Here is a 22292-nt window from a genome sequence, read left to right on the forward strand (position 1 = left end):
TGGCATGAAGTGGGTTTTTTTGAAGGTAAAACGCCAAAAAGTGGAGAAACGCTGACGTGTTTCGCGGAGCCAACGCTATCAGTCTCGATGCAAAAGGCCGTCTCGCCATGCCGAGCCGGTATCGTGACGAGCTCGTTTCGCGAAGTTCGGGACAATTAATCGTCACGATCGACGCCGTTGACCCATGTCTGTGCGTTTACCCTCTGGATGAGTGGGAAATCATCGAAACCAAACTGCGCGCACTGCCTTCGCTGCGTGAAGAAAACCGCCGGCTGCAGCGTTTGCTGATCGGTAATGCCGTCGATCTCGAGCTCGACGGCAGCGGTCGTTTCCTGGTTCCACCGCGTCTGCGCGAATACGCCAAGTTGGACAAGCGCGCGATGCTGGTCGGCCAGTTGAACAAGTTCCAGCTATGGGACGAAGATGCCTGGAATGCGGTTTCTGCCGCTGACCTTGCTGCTATTCAACAACCGGGCGCCATGCCTGACGAACTGCGTGATTTGATCCTGTGACTACTGATAGCGGCTTTAACCACATCACCGTACTGCTTGACGAGGCCGTCGAGGCGCTCGCGGTACGTCCTGATGGCTGCTATCTGGACGGCACGTTCGGTCGCGGCGGGCACAGCCGGTTGATCCTCAGCCAGCTGGGGCCGGGTGGTCGCCTGCTGGGATTCGACAAAGATCCTCAAGCGATTGCCACCGGGCAAGCGCTGGCGGCCGAAGACGGCCGCTTTGTCGTTGTGCAGCGCAGCTTTGCCGAGCTGGGCGCGGAGGTCGCTGGGCGCGGCCTGGCCGGCAAGGTCAGTGGCGTGTTGCTCGACCTGGGCGTGTCTTCGCCGCAGTTGGACGACCCGGAGCGCGGTTTCAGTTTCCTCAACGACGGCCCGCTGGATATGCGCATGGACCCGTCCCGGGGCATCAGCGCCGCCGAATTCGTCAACACCGCCTCGGTAGAAGAAATCGCCCGCGTCTTCAAGGAATACGGTGAAGAGCGTTTCTCCGGGCGCATGGCTCGTGCCGTGGTCGAGCGCCGCGACATCAAGCCTTTCGAACGCACTGGCGATCTGGCCGAGGTGCTCAAGGTTGCCAACCCGGCCTGGGAGAAGGGCAAGAACCCGGCGACCCGGGCTTTCCAGGGTTTGCGCATTCACGTCAATAATGAACTGGGCGACCTCGAGGCCGGCCTCGAAGCGGCGCTCGACGCCCTGGAAGTCGGCGGCCGGCTGGTGGTGATCAGCTTCCACTCCCTGGAAGATCGCATCGTCAAGCTGTTCATGCGCAAGCTCACCAAGGGCGAGGCCGATAATCTGCCACGCAACCTGCCGGTGCGTTTCGAAGCCTTTGTGCCGAAAATCAAGATCCACGGCAAGGCGCAGTTCGCCTCCGAAGCCGAACTCAAGGCCAACCCGCGTGCCCGCAGTGCGGTCATGCGTGTCGCGGAGAAGTTGCGGTGAGCAAGCTCTTCGCCAAGCCCCTGCCAGGCGGCAGCTTTTTCATGCTGCTGCTGTTCATCGGCGTGCTCGTGTCGGCCATCGGCGTGTCCTATAGCGCACATTGGAACCGGCAGTTGCTCAATACCCTCTACAACGAACTCAGCGTGCGCGACAAGGCGCAGGCCGAGTGGGGGCGATTGATCCTGGAGCAGAGCACCTGGACCGCCCATAGCCGCATCGAAGTACTGGCCACCGAACAACTGAAAATGCGCATTCCCGGCGCTGCCGAAGTGCAGATGGTGGCGCCATGATGAAGCTCGAAGGGGCATTGTTCCCGTGGCGGTTCCGCCTGGTCCTGGGGTTGCTCGGGATCATGGTGGCGGCGATTTCCTGGCGCATCATCGACCTGCAGGTCGTCGACCGTGACTTCCTCAAGGGGCAGGGCGACGCCCGCAGCGTGCGGCACATTCCGATCCCGGCCCACCGTGGCCTGATCACCGACCGCAATGGCGAGCCGTTGGCGGTGAGTACGCCTGTGACCACTTTGTGGGCCAACGCCAAGGAAATGCAGTTGGCCAAGGAGAAGTGGCCAGCGCTGGCAGCCGCCCTCGGGCAGGACCCCAAGGCCCTGGCGGAACGTCTTGAAGCCCAGGCCAATAAAGAATTCATCTACCTGGTGCGCGGGCTGACGCCTGAGCAAGGCCAGAGCGTGCTCGACCTGAAAGTGCCGGGCGTCTATGGCATCGAAGAGTTCCGGCGGTTCTACCCGGCCGGTGAAGTCACGGCCCACATGGTCGGCTTTACCGACATCGATGACCGCGGCCGCGAAGGGGTCGAGCTGGCCTACGATGAATGGCTCGCTGGCGTCGCCGGCAAGCGCCAGGTCATCAAGGATCGGCGCGGCAGGCTGATCAAGGATGTCCAGGTCACCAAAAACGCCAAGGCCGGCAAGCCCTTGGCGTTGTCCATTGACCTGCGCCTGCAATACCTGGCCAACCGCGAACTGCGCAATGCCATCGTCGAGAACGGTGCCAAGGCCGGCAGCCTGGTGATCATGGACGTGAAGACCGGCGAGATCCTGGCCATGGTCAACCAGCCGACCTACAACCCGAACAACCGTCGCAACCTGCAGCCGGCGATGATGCGCAACCGCGCGATGATCGACGTATTCGAGCCGGGTTCGACCATGAAGGCCGTGTCGATGGCCGCCGCCCTGGAAACCGGTCGCTGGAAGCCGAGCGATACCGTCGAGGTGTACCCAGGCACTTTGCAGATCGGCAAATACACCATTCGTGACGTGTCCAAGACCGAAGGCCCGGTGCTCGACCTGACCGGCATCCTGATCAACTCCAGTAACGTGGGCATGAGCAAGATCGCCTTCGACATTGGCGGCGAGACCATCTACCGCCTGGCGCAGAAGATCGGCCTCGGCCAGGACACCGGCCTGGGCTTCCCGGGCGAACGGGTCGGCAACCTGCCCAACTACCGCGACTGGCGCAAGGCCGAGACGGCCACGCTGTCCTACGGCTACGGCGTTTCGGTGACAGCGATCCAGTTGGTCCACGCGTTTTCCGCGCTGGCGAACAACGGGCGCATCGCGCCGCTGACCCTGATCAAGACCGACAAGGCCCCGCAGACCACCCAGGTGATCCCGGAGAACGTCGCGAAGACCATGCAGGGCATGCTGCAACAGGTGATCGAGGCGCCCCGGGGCGTCTTCCGTGCCCAGGTGCCGGCGTACCATGTCGCCGGTAAATCCGGTACGGCCCGCAAGACTTCCGTGGGCACCAAGGGCTATGCCGAGAACTCCTACCGTTCGTTGTTTGCCGGCTTCGGTCCGATGAGCGATCCGCGCTACGCCATCGTCGTGGTCATCGACGAACCGAGCAAGGCTGGTTACTTCGGTGGCCTGGTTTCGGCGCCGGTGTTCAGCAAAGTGATGTCCGGCACCCTGCGCCTGATGAACATCACGCCGGATAACCTGCCGCCGACGCAGCAAGCCAGTACCGCACCGGTCGTTCCCTTGAAAGCCGAAGGAGGGCGCGGCTGATGTCCCTGAGCCTGAACAAGATTTTTGCCCATGCCGGGCACGACCTGCTGATTCGCGAGCTGGCCCTGGACAGTCGTAATGTGCGTGCCGGCGATCTGTTCCTGGCGGTGCCGGGCGCCCGTTTCGATGGCCGTGCCCATATCGCCGACGCCCTCCAGCGTGGCGCGGCGGCCGTGGCCTATGAAGTGCAGGGCGCGACGGTGTTGCCGATCACCGACGTCCCGCTGATTCCGGTCAAGGGCCTGGCGGCCCAACTGTCGGACATCGCCGGGCGCTTCTATGGCGACCCGAGCCGCCACCTGAACCTGATTGGCGTGACCGGCACCAACGGCAAGACCAGCGTGACCCAACTGGTGGCCCAGGCCCTGGACCTGCTCGGCCAGCACTGCGGCATTGTCGGAACCCTGGGCAGCGGGTTCCATGGCGCCTTGGCCAGCGGCCTGCACACCACGCCGAACCCGATCGCCGTGCAAGCGACCCTGGCCGACCTGAAGAAGGCCGGTGCCAAGGCCGTCGCGATGGAAGTGTCCTCCCATGGCCTGGATCAGGGACGCGTGACCGCGCTGGCGTTCGATGTCGCCGTGCTGACCAACCTGTCCCGCGATCACCTGGACTACCACGGCACCATGCAGGCCTACGGCGAAGCCAAGGCCAAGCTCTTCGCCTGGAATGACCTGAAATGCCGGGTCATCAACATCGACGACGCGTTCGGCCGGCAACTGGCCGCCGACTCGCACGAGTCCCGGCTGATCACCTACAGCCTGGAAGACGCGGGTGCCTACCTCTATGTACGCCAGGCCCAGTTCGATGACGAGGGCGTGCGCGCCACGTTGGTCACGCCCCAGGGCGAACACCATTTGCGCAGCACCTTGCTCGGTCGCTTCAACCTGAGCAACGTACTGGCCGCCATCGGCGCCTTGCTGGGCCTGGACTACGCGCTGGACGAAATCCTCAAGGTCCTGCCCAAGCTCGAAGGCCCGGCCGGGCGCATGCAGCGCCTGGGTGGCGGCACGCAACCGCTGGTGGTGGTCGACTACGCCCATACGCCCGATGCGCTGGAAAAAGTTTTGATGGCCCTGCGGCCCCATGCCAAGGGCAAGTTGCTGTGCCTGTTCGGCTGCGGCGGCGATCGCGATCGCGGCAAGCGCCCGCTGATGGCCGAAGTGGTCGAGCGGCTGGCCGACGGCGTGCTGGTCACCGATGACAACCCACGGACCGAAAACCCGTTGCAGATTTTCGACGACATCCGTGCCGGATTCTCGGTGGCGGATAACGTCACCTTCGTGGCCGGTCGCGGCCAGGCCATCGCCCAGTTGATCGCCGGCGCTTCGGCGGACGACGTGATCGTGCTGGCCGGCAAGGGCCACGAGGACTACCAGGAAATCAACGGCGTGCGCCATGCCTTCTCCGACCTGGTGGAAGCGGATCACGCCCTGACCGCGTGGGAGGTGGCCCATGCTTAAGGCCCTGACGCTCAGCGAATTGACCAGCGCCCTGAATGCGCGCCTCATCGCCGCGGACGCCACCTTCAACGGCGTCAGCATCGACAGCCGGGCCATTGCGCCGGGCCAGTTGTTCGTCGCCCTGACCGGCCCGCGCTTCGACGGCCACGATTACCTGAACGACGTAGCGACCAAAGGTGCAGTCGCGGCGCTGGTCGAGCGCGAAGTGACCAATAGCGCGCTGCCACAGTTGCTGGTCGACGACACGCGCCAGGCCCTGGGCCAACTCGGTGCGCTGAATCGCGCGGCGTATGGCAACCCGGTCGCGGCCATCACCGGCTCCAGCGGCAAGACCACGGTCAAGGAAATGCTGGCCAGCATCCTGCGCACCCGTGGGCCGGTGCTGGCGACCCGGGGCAACCTGAACAACGACCTCGGCGTGCCACTGACCCTGCTGGAGCTGGCACCGGAGCACACGGCCGCGGTCATCGAGCTGGGCGCTTCGCGGCTCGGCGAAATCGCCTACACAGTGGGCCTGACCCAGCCGCACGTGGCGGTGCTGAACAATGCCGGGACCGCCCACATCGGCGAGTTCGGCGGGCCGGACAAGATCGTCGAGGCCAAGGGTGAGATCATCGAAGGGCTGCAAGCCGATGGCATCGCCGTGCTGAACCTGGACGACAAGGCCTTCGAAATCTGGAAGACCCGGGCGGGCGAACGCAAGGTGCTGACCTTTGCCTTGAGCAACCTCGCCGCCAATTTCTACGCCAGCGACCTGGACCGTGACGCACGCGGCTGCCCGGCGTTCAACCTGCACAGCCCCGACGGGGCCGAGCGGGTGCAGTTGAACCTGCTCGGCACCCATAACATTGCCAACGTCCTGGCCGCAGCGGCGGCGGCCCATGCCCTGGGCGTGTCTCTGCCAGGCATCGTCGCCGGGCTGAACGCGGTGCAACCGGTCAAGGGCCGTTGCGTCGCGCAGTTGGCCAGCAACGGCATGCGGGTCATCGACGACACCTACAACGCCAACCCGACGTCCATGTGCGCGGCGGTGGATATCCTCGCCGGTTTTACCGGTCGCACCGTGCTGGTACTGGGAGATATCGGCGAGTTGGGCGATTGGGCCCAGCAGGGCCACCACGATGTGGGGGCCTATGCCCGCGGCAAGGTCGACGCGTTGTACGCCGTCGGCCCGATGATGGCCCACGCGGTCGCCGCCTTTGGCGAGAACGCCCGGCACTTCACCACCCAGGCCGAGCTGATCCAGGCGCTGGGCGCGGAGCAGGATCCGAACACCACCTTATTGATCAAGGGCTCGCGTAGCGCTGCGATGGAAAACATCGTCGCGGCGCTGTGCGGCACCCGTATGGAGAAACATTAATGCTGCTGCTGCTAGCGGAGTACCTGCAACAGTTCTACAAAGGCTTCGCGGTCTTCCAGTACCTGACCCTGCGCGGGATCCTGGGTGTGCTGACCGCGCTGTCGTTGTCGCTGTTCCTGGGCCCGTGGATGATCCGCACCTTGCAGAACCTGCAGATCGGCCAGTCGGTGCGTAACGACGGCCCGCAATCGCACCTGTCCAAATCCGGCACCCCAACCATGGGCGGCGCGCTGATCCTGTCGTCCATTGGCATCAGTACCCTGCTCTGGGCCGACCTGGCGAACCGCTATGTCTGGGTCGTGCTGCTGGTGACCCTGTTTTTCGGTGCCATCGGCTGGGTCGATGACTACCGCAAGGTCATCGAGAAGAACTCCCGTGGGCTGCCCAGTCGCTGGAAGTATTTCTGGCAATCGGTGTTTGGCCTCGGCGCGGCGATCTTCCTTTATATGACCGCTGCTTCGCCGGTGGAAACCACCCTGATCCTGCCGATGCTCAAGGACTACAGCATTCCACTGGGCGCCGGCTTCATCGTGCTGACCTACCTGGTCATCGTCGGTTCGAGCAACGCGGTCAACCTCACCGATGGCCTCGACGGCCTGGCGATCATGCCGACGGTGATGGTCGGCGGCGCGCTGGGGATCTTCTGCTACCTGTCGGGTAACGTGAAATTCGCCGAATACCTGTTGATCCCTTACGTACCGGGGGCGGGCGAGCTGATCGTGTTCTGCGGCGCACTGATCGGTGCCGGCCTGGGCTTCCTGTGGTTCAACACCTACCCGGCACAAGTCTTCATGGGCGACGTCGGCGCGCTGGCGCTGGGCGCGGCCCTGGGCACCATCGCCGTCATCGTCCGCCAGGAAATCGTCCTGTTCATCATGGGCGGCGTGTTCGTGATGGAAACCCTGTCAGTCGTCATTCAGGTTGCGTCGTTTAAATTGACCGGCCGCCGCGTATTCCGCATGGCGCCGATCCACCACCACTTTGAACTCAAGGGCTGGCCCGAGCCGCGCGTGATCGTCCGTTTCTGGATCATCACCGTGATTCTGGTGCTGATCGGCCTTGCCACCCTGAAACTGAGGTAGAACGAGTGTCCCTGATCGCTTCCGACCATTTCCGCATCGTTGTCGGCCTCGGCAAGAGCGGCATGTCCCTGGTTCGCTTCCTGGCGAACCGGGGCGTGTCGTTTGCCGTCGCCGACACGCGGGAAAATCCGCCTGAGCTGGCCACGCTGCGGCGTGACTATCCGCAGGTGGACGTGCGTTGTGGCGACCTGGACGTCGAGTTCCTGTGCCGCGCCGACGAGCTCTACGTGAGCCCCGGCCTGGCCCTGGCGACCCCGGCCCTGCAAGCGGCTGCGGCCCGTGGGGTGAAGCTGTCCGGCGACATCGAACTATTCGCGCGCAACGCCAAGGCGCCCATCATCGCCATCAGCGGTTCCAATGCGAAAAGCACCGTCACCACCCTGGTGGGCGAGATGGCGGCCGCGGCCGGCAAGCGGGTCGCCGTGGGCGGCAACCTCGGTACACCGGCGCTGGATCTGCTCAGTGACGACGTCGAGCTGTACGTGATGGAGCTGTCCAGCTTCCAGCTCGAAACCACCGACCACCTGGGCGCTGAAGTGGCCACCGTGCTGAACATCAGCGAAGACCACATGGACCGCTACAGCGGCCTGCCGGCTTACCACCTGGCCAAGCACCGGATCTTCCGCGGCGCCCGGCAGGTGGTGTTCAACCGCCAGGATGCCCTGACCCGTCCGCTGCTGGGCGAGGGCTTGCCGTGCTGGTCGTTCGGCCTGGGCGTGCCGGATTTCAAGGGGTTCGGGTTGCGGGAAGAGAACGGCGAGAAATACCTGGCCTTCGAATTCCAGAACCTGATGCCGGTGCGCGAACTGAAGATCCGTGGCGCCCACAACCAGGCCAACGCATTGGCCGCCCTGGCCCTCGGGCACGCCGTCGGCCTGCCGTTCGACGCCATGCTCTCGGCGCTGCGCACTTTCGCCGGCCTCGAGCACCGCTGCCAGTGGGTGCGCGACCTCGATGGCGTGGCCTGGTACAACGACTCCAAGGCCACCAACGTCGGCGCCGCCCTGGCGGCGATCGAAGGGCTGGGTGCGGACATCGAAGGCAAGCTCGTGCTGATCGCCGGTGGCGACGGCAAGGGTGCCGACTTCAAGGACCTGCGTGACCCGGTGGCGGCCAACTGCCGCGCCGTGGTGCTGATGGGCCGTGACCGCGAATTGATCGCCCAGGCGCTCGGCGACGCCGTGCCGCTGGTTCGCGTCGCCTCCCTCGACGAAGCGGTGCAGCAATGCCGCGCCCTGGCTCAACCCGGCGATGCCGTCCTGTTGTCGCCGGCCTGCGCCAGTTTCGACATGTTCAAGAATTACGAAGAACGCGGACAGCTGTTCGCCCGGGCCGCGGAGGACTTGGCATGAGCCTGATGAATGTCATCAAGCCATACCCGTCGCCGCTGATCACCGGGCGTGGCATCGACCTGGATTTCCCGATGCTCGCCGGTTGCCTGGCCCTGCTGGGCCTGGGCCTGGTGATGATCACCTCGGCGTCCTCGGAAGTGGCCGCGGTGCAATCGGGCAACACGCTCTATCACATGATCCGCCACCTGATTTACCTGGTGATCGGCCTCGGTGCCTGCGTGGTCACCATGATGGTGCCGATCGCCACGTGGCAGCGCCTGGGCTGGATGATGCTGCTCGGCGCCTTCGGCCTGTTGGTGATGGTGCTGGTGCCGGGCATCGGCCGCGAGGTCAACGGTTCGATGCGCTGGATCGGCTTCAGCTTCTTCAACGTACAGCCCTCGGAAATCGCCAAGGTCTTCGTGGTGATCTTCCTGGCCGGTTACCTGGTGCGGCGCCAGAAAGAAGTGCGCGAAAGCTGGATGGGTTTCTTCAAGCCGTTCATCGTGTTGTTGCCGATGGCTGGCCTGCTGCTGATGGAGCCGGACTTCGGCGCCACGGTGGTGATGATGGGCGCGGCCGCGGCGATGCTGTTCCTCGGTGGCGTCGGGCTGTTCCGCTTCATCCTGATGGTGGCGCTGGCGGTGGCGGCCGTGACCGTGCTGGTGCAGGCGCAGCCCTATCGGATGGCGCGACTGATTACCTTCACCGATCCGTGGGCCGACCAGTTCGGTTCCGGCTACCAGTTGACCCAGGCACTGATTGCCTTCGGGCGTGGCGAATGGCTGGGCGTGGGCCTGGGCAACAGCGTGCAGAAGCAGTTCTACCTGCCGGAAGCCCACACCGACTTCGTGTTCTCGGTGCTGGCCGAAGAGCTGGGTGTGGTGGGTTCGCTGTGCACCGTGGCGCTGTTCGTGTTCGTTTGCGTGCGCGGCATGTACATCGGCTTGTGGGCCGAGAAAGCCAAGCAGTTTTTTGCCGCCTACGTGGCGTATGGGCTGTCTTTCCTGTGGATCGGCCAGTTCCTGATCAACATCGGCGTGAACGTCGGCCTGCTGCCGACCAAGGGTCTGACGCTGCCGTTCCTCAGTTATGGCGGCAGCTCCCTGGTGATCTGCTGTGCCTGCCTCGGCTTGTTGCTGCGCATCGAATGGGAAAGTCGAACCCACCTGGGCAGCGAAGAGATGGAATTCCACGAGAGCGACTTCGCCGAGGAGCCGACTCATGGGCGCTAACGTGCTGATCATGGCCGGCGGAACCGGCGGGCATGTCTTCCCGGCGCTGGCCTGTGCCCGGGAGTTCCAAGCGCGCGGCTACACCGTGCACTGGCTGGGTACGCCGCGGGGTATCGAAAACGAGCTGGTGCCTGGCGCCGGCCTGGAGCTGCACCGGATCAACGCCAGCGGTCTGCGGGGCAAGGGCAAGCTGTCGCTGCTCAAGGCACCGCTGATGCTGCTCAAGTCGGTCTGGCAGGCGCGGGCGATCATCCGTCGGTTGCGGCCGGTCTGCGTGGTCGGGTTTGGCGGTTATGTGACCGGCCCGGGTGGCCTCGCGGCCAAACTGGCCGGCGTGCCGGTGATCGTTCACGAGCAGAACGCCGTGGCCGGTACCGCCAATCGGTTACTGGTGCCGTTGGCCGCCCGGGTCTGTGAAGCGTTTCCCGACACCTTTACCCTGTCGGGCAGCCGCCGCACCACCGGTAATCCGGTGCGTACCGAGCTGTTTCTCGATACACCGCGCCCAGCCCTGGCTGGACGCAAGGCGCGCTTGCTGGTCCTGGGCGGAAGCCTGGGGGCAGAGCCGTTGAACAAACTGCTGCCCGAAGCCCTCTCGCAGGTCGCCCCCGACCTGCGCCCGGAAGTGTTTCACCAGGCCGGCAAAAACCACGATGAAGTGACTGCCGAGCGCTATCGCGCCGCTGGCGTCGAGGCGCAGGTGCAGCCGTTCATCAAAGACATGGCCCAAGCCTATGGCTGGGCCGACCTGGTGATCTGCCGCGCAGGCGCGTTGACCATCAGCGAACTGGCTGCCGCCGGTCTGCCCTCGATGCTGGTGCCTTTGCCCCACGCCATCGACGACCACCAGACCCGCAATGCCGATTATTTGGCCCGTGAAGGCGCTGCCTTCCTGATGCCGCAAAGAACGACTGGCGCCGCGGATCTTGCCGCCCGCCTGACAGAGGTTTTGATGCAGCCGCAACGACTTGAAGACATGGCCCGCGCCGCGCGCCGCCTGGCCAAACCCGATGCTACGGCCCAAGTGGTCGACACCTGCCTGGAGGTGGCCCATGGTTGAGAATCGCAAAGCCATGCCGCAGCCGGAAATGCGCCGCATCCGCCGTATCCACTTCGTCGGTATCGGCGGCGTGGGCATGTGCGGGATTGCCGAGGTGTTGCTGAACCTGGGCTACCAGGTCTCGGGTTCCGACCTGAAGGCGTCCCCGGTCACCGAGCGCCTGGAAACCTTCGGCGCCCAGATTTTCATCGGCCACCGCGCCGAGAACGCCGCCAATGCCGACGTGCTGGTGGTGTCCAGCGCCGTGAACACGTCCAACCCGGAAGTCGCCACCGCCCTGGAACGACGCATCCCTGTGGTGCCGCGTGCCGAGATGCTGGCCGAGCTGATGCGCTACCGCCACGGCATCGCCGTCGCCGGGACCCACGGCAAGACCACCACCACCAGCCTGATCGCCTCGGTGTTCGCCGCCGGTGGCCTGGACCCGACCTTCGTGATCGGTGGTCGCCTCAATGCCGCGGGCACCAATGCCCAGCTGGGCACCAGCCGCTACCTGATCGCCGAAGCCGATGAAAGCGATGCCAGCTTCCTGCATCTGCAACCGCTGGTGGCCGTGGTCACCAACATTGACGCCGACCACATGGCGACCTACGACGGCGACTTCAACAAGTTGAAGAAAACCTTCGTCGAATTCCTGCACAACCTGCCGTTTTATGGGTTGGCGGTGGTGTGCCTGGACGATCCGGTGGTGCGCGAGATCCTGCCGTTGATCAAGCGTCCGACCGTCACCTACGGATTCAGCGAAGAAGCCGACGTACGTGCCATCAACGTGCGCCAGCAAGGCATGCAGACCTTCTTCACCGTGCTGCGCCCCGACCGTGAGCCGCTGGACGTGTCGGTGAACATGCCGGGCAACCACAACGTGCTCAACTCGCTGGCCACCATTTGCATTGCCACCGATGAAGGCGTCAGCGATGAAGCCATCGTCCAGGGCCTGTCCGGGTTCCAGGGCGTGGGCCGGCGCTTCCAGGTCTACGGCGAGCTGCCGGTGGACGGCGGCAACGTGATGCTGGTGGACGACTACGGCCATCACCCAACCGAAGTCGCGGCGGTGATCAAGGCCGTGCGCGGTGGTTGGCCGGAGCGGCGCCTGGTGATGGTCTATCAGCCGCACCGCTACAGCCGTACGCGGGACCTGTACGACGATTTCGTCCAGGTGCTGACCGACGCCAACGTGCTGCTGTTGATGGAAGTCTATCCGGCCGGCGAAGAGCCGATCCCCGGTGCCGACAGCCGCCAGCTGTGCCACAGCATCCGCCAGCGCGGCCAACTGGACCCGATCTACATCGAGCGTGGCGTGGACCTCGCGCCGCTGGTCAAGCCGCTGCTGCGTGCCGGCGACATCCTGCTGTGCCAGGGCGCCGGTGACATCGGCGGGCTGGCCCCGAAACTGTTGAAAAGTCCGTTATTCGCCGGTGCCATCGTGGCCTCCAGCGAGGGGAAACTGAAATGACTGCTGCCTACGCCAACCTGGTCTCGACCCTCGACCCGAAAGCCTTCGGCCGCGTTGCCGTGCTGTTCGGTGGCAAGAGCGCCGAGCGCGAGGTATCCCTCAAATCTGGCAACGCCGTGCTGCAAGCCCTGCAAAGCGGCGGTGTCGACGCGTTCGGCATCGACGTGGGCGATGACTTTCTGCAACGCCTGCTGAGCGAAAAGATCGACCGCGCGTTCATCATTCTCCACGGTCGCGGCGGTGAAGACGGCAGCATGCAAGGCCTGCTCGAGTGCCTGGGCATCCCCTACACCGGCAGCGGCATCCTGGCTTCGGCCCTGGCGATGGACAAACTGCGCACCAAGCAGGTCTGGCACAGCCTCGGCATTCCGACGCCACGTCACGCGGTGCTGGCGAGCGAGGCCGATTGTATTTCTGCGGCCACGGAACTGGGCTTCCCGCTGATCGTCAAACCGGCTCATGAAGGTTCAAGTATCGGCATGGCGAAAGTGAATTCGCTGCCTGAGTTGACCACGGCATGGAAAGACGCCAGCGCCTACGATTCGCAAGTGTTGGTCGAGCAGTGGATCGCCGGTCCCGAGTTCACCATCGCCACCCTGCGTGACCAGGTGTTGCCGCCAATTGCGCTGGGCACGCCGCACACGTTCTACGACTACGACGCCAAGTACGTCGCCAACGATACCCAGTACCGCATTCCCTGCGGACTGGACAGCGCCAAGGAAAAAGAACTGATGGACCTCACGGCCAAGGCCTGTGAGGCGCTGGGTATCGCCGGTTGGGGCCGGGCGGACGTGATGCAGGACGCCAATGGGCAATTCTGGTTCCTGGAAGTCAACACCGCCCCCGGCATGACCGATCACAGCCTGGTGCCGATGGCGGCGCGTGCCGCCGGCCTGGATTTCCAGCAACTGGTGCTGTCGATCCTGGCGGCCAGTGTCGGCCCGCAAGAGCCAAGAGGTTAAGCCATGCAAGGCGCATCGCTTCGTCATCAGCCATCCGCACCCGGTCGCAAACCGGTGCCGCGGGGTGCCAGCCGAATGGTGGCCAAGGAGCCGATGTCGGCGCGCTTGCCGAAAGCCAACTTTGGTTTTCTCAAGAGCCTGTTCTGGCCGGTACTGCTGGTGGCGTTGGGGTTCGGTACGTACGAAGGGGCCCAGCGGCTGCTGCCTTATGCCGACCGGCCGATCGCCCGGATCAACGTGCAGGGCGACCTGAGTTACATCAGCCAGCAGGCGGTGCAGCAGCGGATCGCGCCATTCGTGGCGTCGAGCTTCTTCACCATCGACCTGGCGGGCATGCGCACGGAACTGGAGCAGATGCCCTGGATCGCCCATGCCGAGGTCCGGCGCGTGTGGCCCGACCAGGTGTCGATCCGCCTGGAAGAGCAGCTTCCGGTGGCCCGTTGGGGCGACGAGTCGCTGTTGAACAACCAGGGCCAGGCGTTCACGCCTCGGGAACTGGCCAATTATGAACATTTGCCACAACTGTTCGGTCCACAGCGGGCCCAACAGCAAGTGATGCAGCAGTACCAGGTGTTGAGCCAGATGTTGCGGCCCTTGGGCTTCTCCATCGCGCGCCTGGAGTTGCGTGAGCGCGGCAGTTGGTTCCTGACCACTGGCGCGGGCAGCTCGGGGCCGGGCATCGAGCTGCTGCTCGGTCGCGGCAACCTGGTGGAAAAGATGCGCCGCTTCATTGCCATCTATGACAAGACGCTCAAAGAACAGATTACGAACATTGCGCGCATCGATCTGCGCTACGCCAACGGCCTGGCTGTTGGCTGGCGGGAACCTGTAGCGCCGACGACGGCCGAACCCGCCGTCGCGAAGAATTAAGAAGAGGCAGGACCCATGGCAAACGTGCAAAGCGGAAAAATGATCGTCGGTCTGGATATCGGCACTTCCAAGGTGGTAGCGCTGGTAGGCGAGGTCGCGGACGACGGCACGCTGGTCATCGTCGGGATCGGTACCCATCCGTCCCGTGGCTTGAAGAAAGGCGTGGTGGTGAACATCGAGTCCACCGTGCAATCGATCCAGCGCGCCATCGAAGAAGCGCAGCTGATGGCCGGTTGCCGGATCCACTCGGCGTTCGTCGGCGTGGCGGGCAATCACATCCGCAGCCTGAACTCCCACGGCATCGTCGCGATTCGTGATCGCGAAGTCAGCTCCGCGGACCTTGAGCGCGTGCTCGATGCGGCCCAGGCCGTGGCGATCCCGGCCGACCAGCGGGTGCTGCACACCCTGCCGCAGGACTACGTGATCGACAACCAGGAAGGCGTCCGCGAGCCCCTGGGCATGTCCGGCGTGCGCCTGGAAGCCAAGGTCCACGTGGTCACTTGCGCCGTGAACGCCGCGCAGAACATCGAGAAGTGCGTGCGCCGCTGCGGCCTGGAAATCGACGACATCATCCTCGAACAACTGGCCTCGGCCTACTCGGTGCTGACCGACGACGAGAAAGAGCTGGGCGTGTGCCTGGTGGACATCGGCGGCGGCACTACCGACATCGCGATCTTCACCGAAGGCGCCATCCGCCACACCGCCGTGATCCCGATTGCCGGCGACCAGGTGACCAACGACATCGCCATGGCGTTGCGCACTCCGACCCAGTACGCCGAGGAAATCAAGATTCGCTACGCCTGCGCCCTGGCGAAACTGGCCGGCGCCGGTGAAACCATCAAGGTGCCAAGCGTCGGCGACCGTCCGCCGCGCGAGCTGTCCCGCCAGGCCCTGGCCGAAGTGGTCGAGCCGCGTTACGACGAACTGTTCACCCTGATCCAGGCCGAACTGCGTCGCAGCGGCTACGAGGACCTGATCCCGGCCGGCATCGTGCTGACCGGCGGCACCTCGAAGATGGAAGGCGCGGTCGAGCTGGCCGAGGAAATTTTCCACATGCCGGTGCGCCTGGGCGTGCCCCATGGCGTCAAGGGCCTGGATGACGTGGTGCGCAACCCGATCTATTCCACCGGCGTGGGTCTGTTGATGTACGGCCTGCAGAAGCAGTCCGACGGCATCTCGTTCTCAGGCATCGGCAGCCGCGACAGCTACAACAGCGAAGAGGCCAAGGCGCCGCTGCTGGAGCGGTTGCAGGCTTGGGTCAAAGGCAATTTCTGATACAGGTTTCAAGCTTCAGGCGACGAGTTTCAGGCTTGGCGCCGGAAGACGGCAGCAAACGCAGTAGGCGAAAAAACTAGAGAATGAAAGGAGAGGGAAAATGTTCGAACTCGTAGACAACATCCCCGCTAGCCCGGTTATCAAGGTAATCGGTGTCGGCGGTGGCGGCGGCAACGCTGTCAACCACATGGTCAAGAGCAACATCGAGGGCGTCGAGTTCATCTGCGCCAACACCGATGCTCAAGCGCTGAAAAACATCGGCGCGCGGACCATCCTGCAACTGGGTACCGGCGTGACCAAGGGCCTGGGTGCTGGCGCGAATCCCGAGGTTGGCCGTCAGGCTGCCCTGGAAGACCGCGAGCGCATCGCTGAAGTCCTGGCTGGCACCAATATGGTGTTCATCACCACGGGCATGGGCGGCGGTACCGGTACCGGTGCAGCGCCGATCATTGCCGAAGTGGCCAAGGAGATGGGTATCCTCACCGTTGCCGTGGTGACCCGTCCGTTCCCGTTCGAAGGCCGCAAGCGCATGCAGATCGCCGATGAAGGCATCCGCGCGCTGAGCGAAAGTGTCGACTCGTTGATCACCATCCCCAACGAGAAGCTGCTGACCATCCTGGGTAAGGACGCCAGCCTGCTGTCGGCTTTCGCCAAGGCCGATGACGTACTGGCCGGTGCCGTTCGCGGTATCTCCGACATCATCAAGCGTCCGGGCATGATCAACGTCGACTTCGCCGACGTGCGCACCGTGATGTCCGAAATGGGCATGGCGATGATGGGCACTGGCTGCGCCAGCGGTCCGAACCGTGCGCGCGAAGCGACCGAAGCGGCCATCCGCAACCCGTTGCTCGAAGACGTCAACCTGCAGGGCGCTCGCGGCATCCTGGTGAACATCACCGCAGGTCCCGACCTGTCCCTGGGCGAGTACTCCGACGTGGGTAGCATCATCGAAGCCTTCGCCTCCGACCACGCCATGGTCAAGGTCGGCACCGTGATCGACCCCGACATGCGCGACGAGCTGCACGTGACCGTGGTTGCCACCGGCCTGGGCGCGAAAATCGAGAAGCCGATGAAGGTGATCGACAACACCGTACAGACCGCCATGGCCTCCCAGCCACAGCAACAGGCCCCCGTTCGTCAGGAACAGCCTGCGGTGAACTACCGTGACCTGGACCGTCCGACCGTCATGCGCAACCAGGCCCAGGCCGGTGCTGCGACTGCCGCGAAGATGAATCCGCAAGACGATCTGGATTACCTGGACATCCCGGCATTCCTGCGTCGTCAGGCCGATTGATGAAATGTATCAGGGGGATACGGGTGATTGGTGTTCAGCAAAGGTCTGGTCTGCTATCATCGCCAGCCTTTGTTGATACCAGTTCGCAATTTGCGCTGAAGCGGCCCATGCCATGATTAAACAACGCACCCTGAAGAATATTATCCGTGCCACAGGTGTCGGTCTGCACTCGGGCGAGAAGGTCTACCTGACCCTCAAGCCCGCGCCTGTCGATACCGGCATCGTGTTTTGTCGTGCCGACCTCGACCCTGTGGTGCAGATTCCTGCTCGCGCGGAAAACGTTGGTGAAACCACCATGTCGACCACCTTGGTCAACGGTGACACCAAAGTGGATACGGTGGAGCATTTGCTCTCGGCCATGGCTGGCCTGGGCATCGATAACGCCTACGTCGAGCTCTCCGCGTCCGAAGTCCCGATCATGGATGGCAGTGCCGGACCCTTCGTATTCCTGATTCAATCGGCTGGCCTGGAAGAACAGGACGCGGCCAAGAAGTTCATCCGCATCCTGCGGGAAGTGACCGTGGAAGATGGCGACAAGCGCGCCACTTTCGTTCCTTTCGAAGGTTTCAAGGTGAGCTTCGAGATCGATTTCGATCACCCGGTTTTCCGGGACCGCACCCAGAGTGCAAGCGTGGACTTTTCCAGCACTTCGTTCGTAAAAGAAGTCAGCCGCGCCCGTACCTTTGGCTTCATGAGTGACATCGAGTACCTGCGCAAGCACAACCTCGCACTCGGCGGCAGCGTGGAAAACGCGATCGTGGTCGATTCCGATGGCGTGTTGAACGAAGACGGCCTTCGTTATGAAGACGAGTTCGTCAAACACAAGATCCTCGATGCAATCGGCGACCTCTACCTGCTGGGCAATAGCCTGATTGGTGAGTTCAAGGGCTTCAAGTCCGGCCACGCACTGAACAACCAGCTGCTGCGCAAGTTGATTGAGCAGAAAGATGCTTGGGAAGTCGTGACGTTCGAAGACGCCAGCACCGCACCAATCTCTTACATGCGCCCTGTCGCGGCCGTGTAAGCAAAAAACCTCTCTAGTTTTTAAAGGCTGCCTTAGGGTGGCCTTTTTTTATGCCGGTTGTTTATCAAGGGACCGTTTCGGATAAACCCCATCGCACAGAGGTTCAGTGTGAGCCACTTTCCGTGGCGAGGGAGCTTGCTCCCGCTGGGCTGCGAAGCGGCCCTCTCTGGAGCAGGCGCCTGGGTGTATCAGGCATCTCGCATTGATCTTTTTTGGGCCTGCTGCGCAGTCCAGCGGGAGCAAGCTCCCTCGCCACGGTTGTGTGGTTGCCCATTATGCAAGTGAGGGACTGTGGCGAGCGCTTTTGTGGCGAGGGGATTTATCCCCGATGGGCTGCGAAGCGGCCCCCCTGGAACTGGCACCTGGGTGTATCAGGCTCACCGCATTGATCTTTTTGGGCCTGCTGCGCAGTCCAACGGGAGCAAGCTCCCTCGCCACGGTTGTGTGGTTGCCCATTATGCAAGTGAGGGACTGTGGCGAGCGCTTTTGTGGCGAGGGGATTTATCCCCGCTGGGCTGCGAAGCGGCCCCTGGAGCAGGCGCCTGGGTGTATCAGGTATATCGCATTGATCCTTTATGGGCCTGCTGCGCAGTCCAGCGGGAGCAAGCTCCCTGGCCACGCTTGTCCAGATGTAGAGAGGGCGGGGATTACATGGCGCACACGACGCGGTTGCGGCCGCTGGCCTTGGCTTGGTACAGCGCCTTGTCGGCGGCGACCAGGAGTTGTTCGAGGTCGCTGTACGGTCCTTTGGCCCAGGTGGCGATGCCGATGCTGACGGTCATCGGGGCTTCTCCCGGGACGGGAGGCGGCAGTTGTTCCACGGCCTGGCGGATATTCTGGGCCATGGTGAAGGCGCCGGCGGTGGTGGTTTCCGGAACCACCACCGCGAACTCTTCACCCCCATAGCGCGCGGCGAGGTCGGCGGGGCGACGGACGTGTTCGTCGATGAGCTGGGCGAGGCTTCGCAGGGCTTCGTCCCCGCCTTGGTGGCTAGGCCTTGAAGTGGTCGGCATCGATCATCATGACCGACAGCGGTTGCCCCGAGCGCTGGGAACGCAGCCACTCCTGATGCAGTTTCACATCCAGGGTCCGGCGGTTGGCCAGGCCGGTCAGGGCGTCGATCGACGCCAGTTGTGCCAGGTTCCGCTCGGCCCGATGGCGGCGGCGCAATTCGCGACGTAGCAGCCAGGTGAGCCAGAGCAAGGCGATGCACAGCGCGCCGGTCGCGCCGCTGACCATCAACGCCGTGCGTTTCCACGAGGCGAACACTTCCTGGGACGACAACGCCACCACGACAATCAACGGCAGGTTGCCCACCTGGGAAAAGGTGTACAGGCGCGTGCTCTGGTCGACGCTGGACACGCTGGTAAAACTGCCATTGCCTTCCTTCAGGATGCGCACGAAGTTCGGTCGGTTGCTGAAGTCCTTGCCGATCAAGTCGTCGGCCAGGGGCGGCTCCTGTGCCAGCAGGATCCCGTCGCGGCTGATCAGGTTCACCGTGCCGCCGTGGCCAATGTTCAGGCTCTTGAACAACTGGCTGAAGTAGTTCAAGCGCATCCCGGCCTCGGCCACGCCCATGAACTCACCCTGTTCATCGTTCAATCGATAGCTGAAGCTGATGCGCCAGTCCTGGGCGACACTCCTGGAGCGAAACGGACGGCTGATCATCATGCCCAGGCTCGGGTCGTCGAGGTGCACGCGAAAATATTCCCGGTCGGCGTAATTGCCCTGGCGCGGGATGACCGACGCGGAGTCGGCGATCACGTCACCGCGCTTGTCGAGCAGCAGTATGTCGCCCTTGTAGGGCGCGGCGGTGGCGCGGTCGAACAGGGCCAGGTGACGAATCGCCGGCGACACCCCGATGAGGTCACTGCGCTTGGCCGTGCTGATCAGTCCTTGTAGCGACAGGTCATAGAGCTCGACGTTGCGCAGCACGTCGGCGTCGATCAGTTGCACGATGTTGGTGGCCGCGCGGGTAGCGGCCAGTTGTGCGCTGGTATGTTCGCGAATCAGCAGGAACGTCACGATGCTCAGGATGGCCGTGACCACCAGCGAGCTGGCGAAAACGAGTGCCCGTTCCGAGCGTATCGAAAACAGGGTATTGCCGGGTGTCGCACTGCTCGTGCTCATGGTTACAGTGTCTGCATTGTCTGTGGCGGGGATCCATCCCAAAGGGCACACGGCTGGCAAATGAGCTGCATGCTGGCCTTTTGCTGATTGTGCTTGGATCGGTGAAGGCGGGCAATCCATCTCTGCGCAATCGCCCGTTCGCCGATGTCGCAGGCCGTGATCGCCTGATTCTGATTCAATTGCCTTTCGCCCAGCATTCAATGGGCAAAAGGCCGTTGGGATGCGACGTGTGGAACGTCAGGCGGGCAAGCGGATCCCGAAGGTGTTGGCCCCCCGCTCGCTGTGCACGAACACGTCGCCGCCATGCATCAGGGCGATGGCCTTGACGATCGCCAGCCCCAATCCGTGGTTGGCGCCGCTGTTGCTGCGCGAGGCATCGACCCGGTAGAAGCGTTCGAACAGGCGCGGCAGGTGTTCACCGGCAATCGGCTCGCCGGGGTTGGTGACGGCCAGGGTGATCTGGTCGGCCTGGACCTCGATGCGCACGTCGATGACCTGTCCGGCAGCGGTGTGCTGCACGGCATTGCTCAGCAGGTTGATCAGCGCCCGGCGCAGGTGGGCGATCTCGATGTTGGCCTGGGCGTCGCCGCTGACCCGAACCTGGACCTGGGCGTCTTCCAGGATGAAGTCCAGGTAGTCGAGGGTGGTCGCCACTTCGCTGGCCAGGGAGGTGCTGGTCAGCTTGGTGGCCTTGCTGCCCTGGTCGGCGCTGGCGAGGAACAGCATGTCGTTGATGATCGAGCGCAGCCGTTCCAGTTCTTCGAGGTTTGACTGCAGCACTTCGAAGTAATGTTCGGCCGAGCGCCCGCGGGTCAACGCCACCTGGGTCTGGCCGATCAGGTTGGTCAGCGGGGAACGCAGTTCGTGGGCGACATCGGCGTTGAACGATTCGAGCCGCGAGTAGGCCAGTTCGACCCGGTCGAGGGTGGCGTTGAAGGAGCTGACGAACTGGCTCAGTTCCGGCGGCAATGGCGTCAGTTGCAAGCGCCCGGACAGCCGTGGCGGCGTCAGGCGCTGGGCTTCGTCGGACAACTTGATCAAGGGCTTGAGGCCGATCCGCGCCACCCAATACCCCAGCAGGGATGCCAGCAGCACGCCGACGATGGCCAGGCTCACCAGCGCCACCAGCAGACGGTGCTGGGTCTGGTAGAACGTCTCGGTGTCGATGCCGATCATGAAGCGCAACGGTGGGCGTTGGTCCTTGGCCGGGAACTGACTGACCAGCACTTTCATCGGATAGGGCCGGTGAGGCAGCTTCAAGTCGCGCTTGCCCAGCGGCCCCTCGGCGAAGGCGCGGATCTGCGCATCCGGGTTGCCGTACTCGAAGCGTGGGTCGCCGCTGACGATCCAGAAATGGATGCGTTTGTCTTCTTCGCCCAGCAACCGCAGCTTGTTATTGATCTTCACCCAGTGTTCGGGGGTGCCGTAGCGGCCCACCGTGGATTCGAGCACGCTGTAGCGCGCATCGAGTTCGGCTTCCGGCAACAGGCCCAGGCCCTTGGCAACCTGCTGGTACAGCGCACCGCCGATCAACAGGAACACCAACGCCGCCACCAGCGTGAACATCCCGCTCAGGCGCAGGGCGAGGCTGTTACTCACTGCGGCTCTCCAGCACATAGCCCATGCCGCGGATCGTGTGCAGCAGCTTCTGCTCGAACGGCCCGTCGAGCTTGGCCCGCAGGCGCTTGATCGCCACTTCGACCACGTTGGCGTCGCTGTCGAAATTGATGTCCCAGACCATTTCGGCAATGGCGGTTTTCGACAGGATCTCGCCCTGGCGACGGGCCAGGACGCTGAGCAGGGAAAACTCCTTGGCGGTCAGGTCCAGGCGTTGCCCGGCCCGTGTCGCCTTGCGGCTGATCAGGTCGATCCACAGGTCGGCGATGGTCACCTGCACGGGTTCGTGGCCACCGCTGCGGCGGGTCAGGGCTTGCAGGCGGGCCACCAGTTCCAGGAAGGAGAACGGTTTGCCCAGGTAGTCATCGGCGCCGTCGCGCAGCCCCTTGATGCGATCCTCGACCCGTTCCCGGGCGGTCAGCATGATCACCGGGGTCTGCTTGCGGGCGCGCAAGGCCCGCAACACGCCGAAGCCGTCCAGGCCCGGCAGCATCACGTCGAGCACGATCACCGCGTAATCGGTTTCCAGGGCCAGGTGCAGGCCCTCTATGCCGTCCGGCGCGACGTCCACGGTGTAGCCCTGTTCGCTCAAGCCGCGGTGCAGGTAGTCGGCGGTTTTTTCTTCGTCTTCGATGATCAGGACACGCATGG

The 22292-nt window shown here is 63.8% G+C and carries 18 protein-coding genes and 1 pseudogene; 16 read left to right on the forward strand and 3 right to left on the reverse strand.

The genetic code is table 11. The features are described 5' to 3' along the window. Positions 1–56: 56 nt before the first annotated feature. From mraZ to lpxC, 16 genes are all read left to right on the forward strand, one after another. Positions 57–512, forward strand: a complete 456-nt coding sequence (gene mraZ, locus V5F23_RS04815) for a division/cell wall cluster transcriptional repressor MraZ (RefSeq protein WP_003205355.1) — start codon at positions 57–59, stop codon at positions 510–512. After that, the gene (gene rsmH, locus V5F23_RS04820; RefSeq protein WP_047738223.1) at positions 509–1456 is read left to right on the forward strand and encodes a 16S rRNA (cytosine(1402)-N(4))-methyltransferase RsmH; all 948 of its coding nucleotides are present in this window, start codon (positions 509–511) and stop codon (positions 1454–1456) included. The genes mraZ and rsmH overlap by 4 nt, the downstream gene beginning before the upstream one ends. Further along, the gene (ftsL, locus tag V5F23_RS04825; protein WP_018930128.1) at positions 1453–1746 is read left to right on the forward strand and encodes a cell division protein FtsL; all 294 of its coding nucleotides are present in this window, start codon (positions 1453–1455) and stop codon (positions 1744–1746) included. Before rsmH ends, ftsL begins: the two co-directional genes overlap by 4 nt. After that, positions 1746–3485, forward strand: a complete 1740-nt coding sequence (locus V5F23_RS04830; RefSeq protein ID WP_172679750.1) for a penicillin-binding protein 2 — start codon at positions 1746–1748, stop codon at positions 3483–3485. The genes ftsL and V5F23_RS04830 overlap by 1 nt, the downstream gene beginning before the upstream one ends. Next, a complete protein-coding gene (locus V5F23_RS04835; RefSeq protein WP_047738220.1) occupies positions 3485–4948 on the forward strand; it encodes a UDP-N-acetylmuramoyl-L-alanyl-D-glutamate--2,6-diaminopimelate ligase in 1464 nt (487 codons plus the stop codon). Before V5F23_RS04830 ends, V5F23_RS04835 begins: the two co-directional genes overlap by 1 nt. Then, positions 4941–6308, forward strand: a complete 1368-nt coding sequence (gene murF / locus V5F23_RS04840; RefSeq protein WP_338497702.1) for a UDP-N-acetylmuramoyl-tripeptide--D-alanyl-D-alanine ligase — start codon at positions 4941–4943, stop codon at positions 6306–6308. Before V5F23_RS04835 ends, murF begins: the two co-directional genes overlap by 8 nt. After that, positions 6308–7390, forward strand: a complete 1083-nt coding sequence (gene mraY, locus V5F23_RS04845; protein ID WP_042729555.1) for a phospho-N-acetylmuramoyl-pentapeptide-transferase — start codon at positions 6308–6310, stop codon at positions 7388–7390. Before murF ends, mraY begins: the two co-directional genes overlap by 1 nt. A gap of 5 nt (positions 7391–7395) precedes the next feature. Beyond that, complete coding sequence (murD, locus tag V5F23_RS04850) at positions 7396–8742, forward strand: UDP-N-acetylmuramoyl-L-alanine--D-glutamate ligase (RefSeq protein ID WP_042729556.1); 1347 nt, start codon at positions 7396–7398, stop codon at positions 8740–8742. Between the two features lie 2 nt (positions 8743–8744). After that, positions 8745–9956 carry a putative lipid II flippase FtsW gene (gene ftsW / locus V5F23_RS04855; RefSeq protein ID WP_172679751.1) on the forward strand — a complete coding sequence of 404 codons (1212 nt, stop codon included), beginning with the start codon at positions 8745–8747 and terminating at the stop codon, positions 9954–9956. Further along, a complete protein-coding gene (gene murG / locus V5F23_RS04860) occupies positions 9946–11016 on the forward strand; it encodes an undecaprenyldiphospho-muramoylpentapeptide beta-N-acetylglucosaminyltransferase (protein ID WP_042729558.1) in 1071 nt (356 codons plus the stop codon). Before ftsW ends, murG begins: the two co-directional genes overlap by 11 nt. Then, positions 11009–12469, forward strand: a complete 1461-nt coding sequence (murC, locus tag V5F23_RS04865) for a UDP-N-acetylmuramate--L-alanine ligase (protein WP_042729559.1) — start codon at positions 11009–11011, stop codon at positions 12467–12469. The genes murG and murC overlap by 8 nt, the downstream gene beginning before the upstream one ends. Next, complete coding sequence (locus V5F23_RS04870; RefSeq protein ID WP_042729560.1) at positions 12466–13431, forward strand: D-alanine--D-alanine ligase; 966 nt, start codon at positions 12466–12468, stop codon at positions 13429–13431. Before murC ends, V5F23_RS04870 begins: the two co-directional genes overlap by 4 nt. 3 nt (positions 13432–13434) lie before the next feature. Continuing rightward, on the forward strand, positions 13435–14301 hold the full coding sequence (locus V5F23_RS04875; RefSeq protein WP_042729561.1) for a cell division protein FtsQ/DivIB: 867 nt from the start codon (positions 13435–13437) through the stop codon (positions 14299–14301). Between the two features lie 15 nt (positions 14302–14316). Further along, entirely contained in the window at positions 14317–15576 is a 1260-nt protein-coding gene (gene ftsA / locus V5F23_RS04880) for a cell division protein FtsA (protein ID WP_042729562.1), read from the forward strand. A 100-nt stretch (positions 15577–15676) separates the two neighbouring features. Next, positions 15677–16870, forward strand: coding sequence for a cell division protein FtsZ (gene ftsZ / locus V5F23_RS04885; protein ID WP_042729563.1), 1194 nt, complete (start codon positions 15677–15679; stop codon positions 16868–16870). Positions 16871–16982: 112 nt separating this feature from the next. Next, on the forward strand, positions 16983–17894 hold the full coding sequence (gene lpxC, locus V5F23_RS04890; RefSeq protein ID WP_030139673.1) for a UDP-3-O-acyl-N-acetylglucosamine deacetylase: 912 nt from the start codon (positions 16983–16985) through the stop codon (positions 17892–17894). Positions 17895–18541: 647 nt separating this feature from the next. Here lpxC and V5F23_RS04895 read toward each other — a convergent pair. The 3 genes and pseudogenes from V5F23_RS04895 to V5F23_RS04905 form a co-directional block, all read right to left on the reverse strand. After that, positions 18542–20024 (reverse strand): annotated as a pseudogene (locus V5F23_RS04895) (sensor domain-containing diguanylate cyclase). Positions 20025–20261: 237 nt separating this feature from the next. After that, on the reverse strand, positions 20262–21641 hold the full coding sequence (locus V5F23_RS04900; protein ID WP_123578191.1) for a heavy metal sensor histidine kinase: 1380 nt from the start codon (positions 21639–21641) through the stop codon (positions 20262–20264). Next, the gene (locus tag V5F23_RS04905; RefSeq protein WP_047739496.1) at positions 21616–22290 is read right to left on the reverse strand and encodes a heavy metal response regulator transcription factor; all 675 of its coding nucleotides are present in this window, start codon (positions 22288–22290) and stop codon (positions 21616–21618) included. The genes V5F23_RS04900 and V5F23_RS04905 overlap by 26 nt, the downstream gene beginning before the upstream one ends. Positions 22291–22292: the final 2 nt, after the last annotated feature.

It is taken from the genome of Pseudomonas sp. WP18, from assembly GCF_036689585.1.
In the GTDB taxonomy this organism is placed as follows: Bacteria; Pseudomonadota; Gammaproteobacteria; order Pseudomonadales; family Pseudomonadaceae; genus Aquipseudomonas; species Aquipseudomonas chlororaphis_E.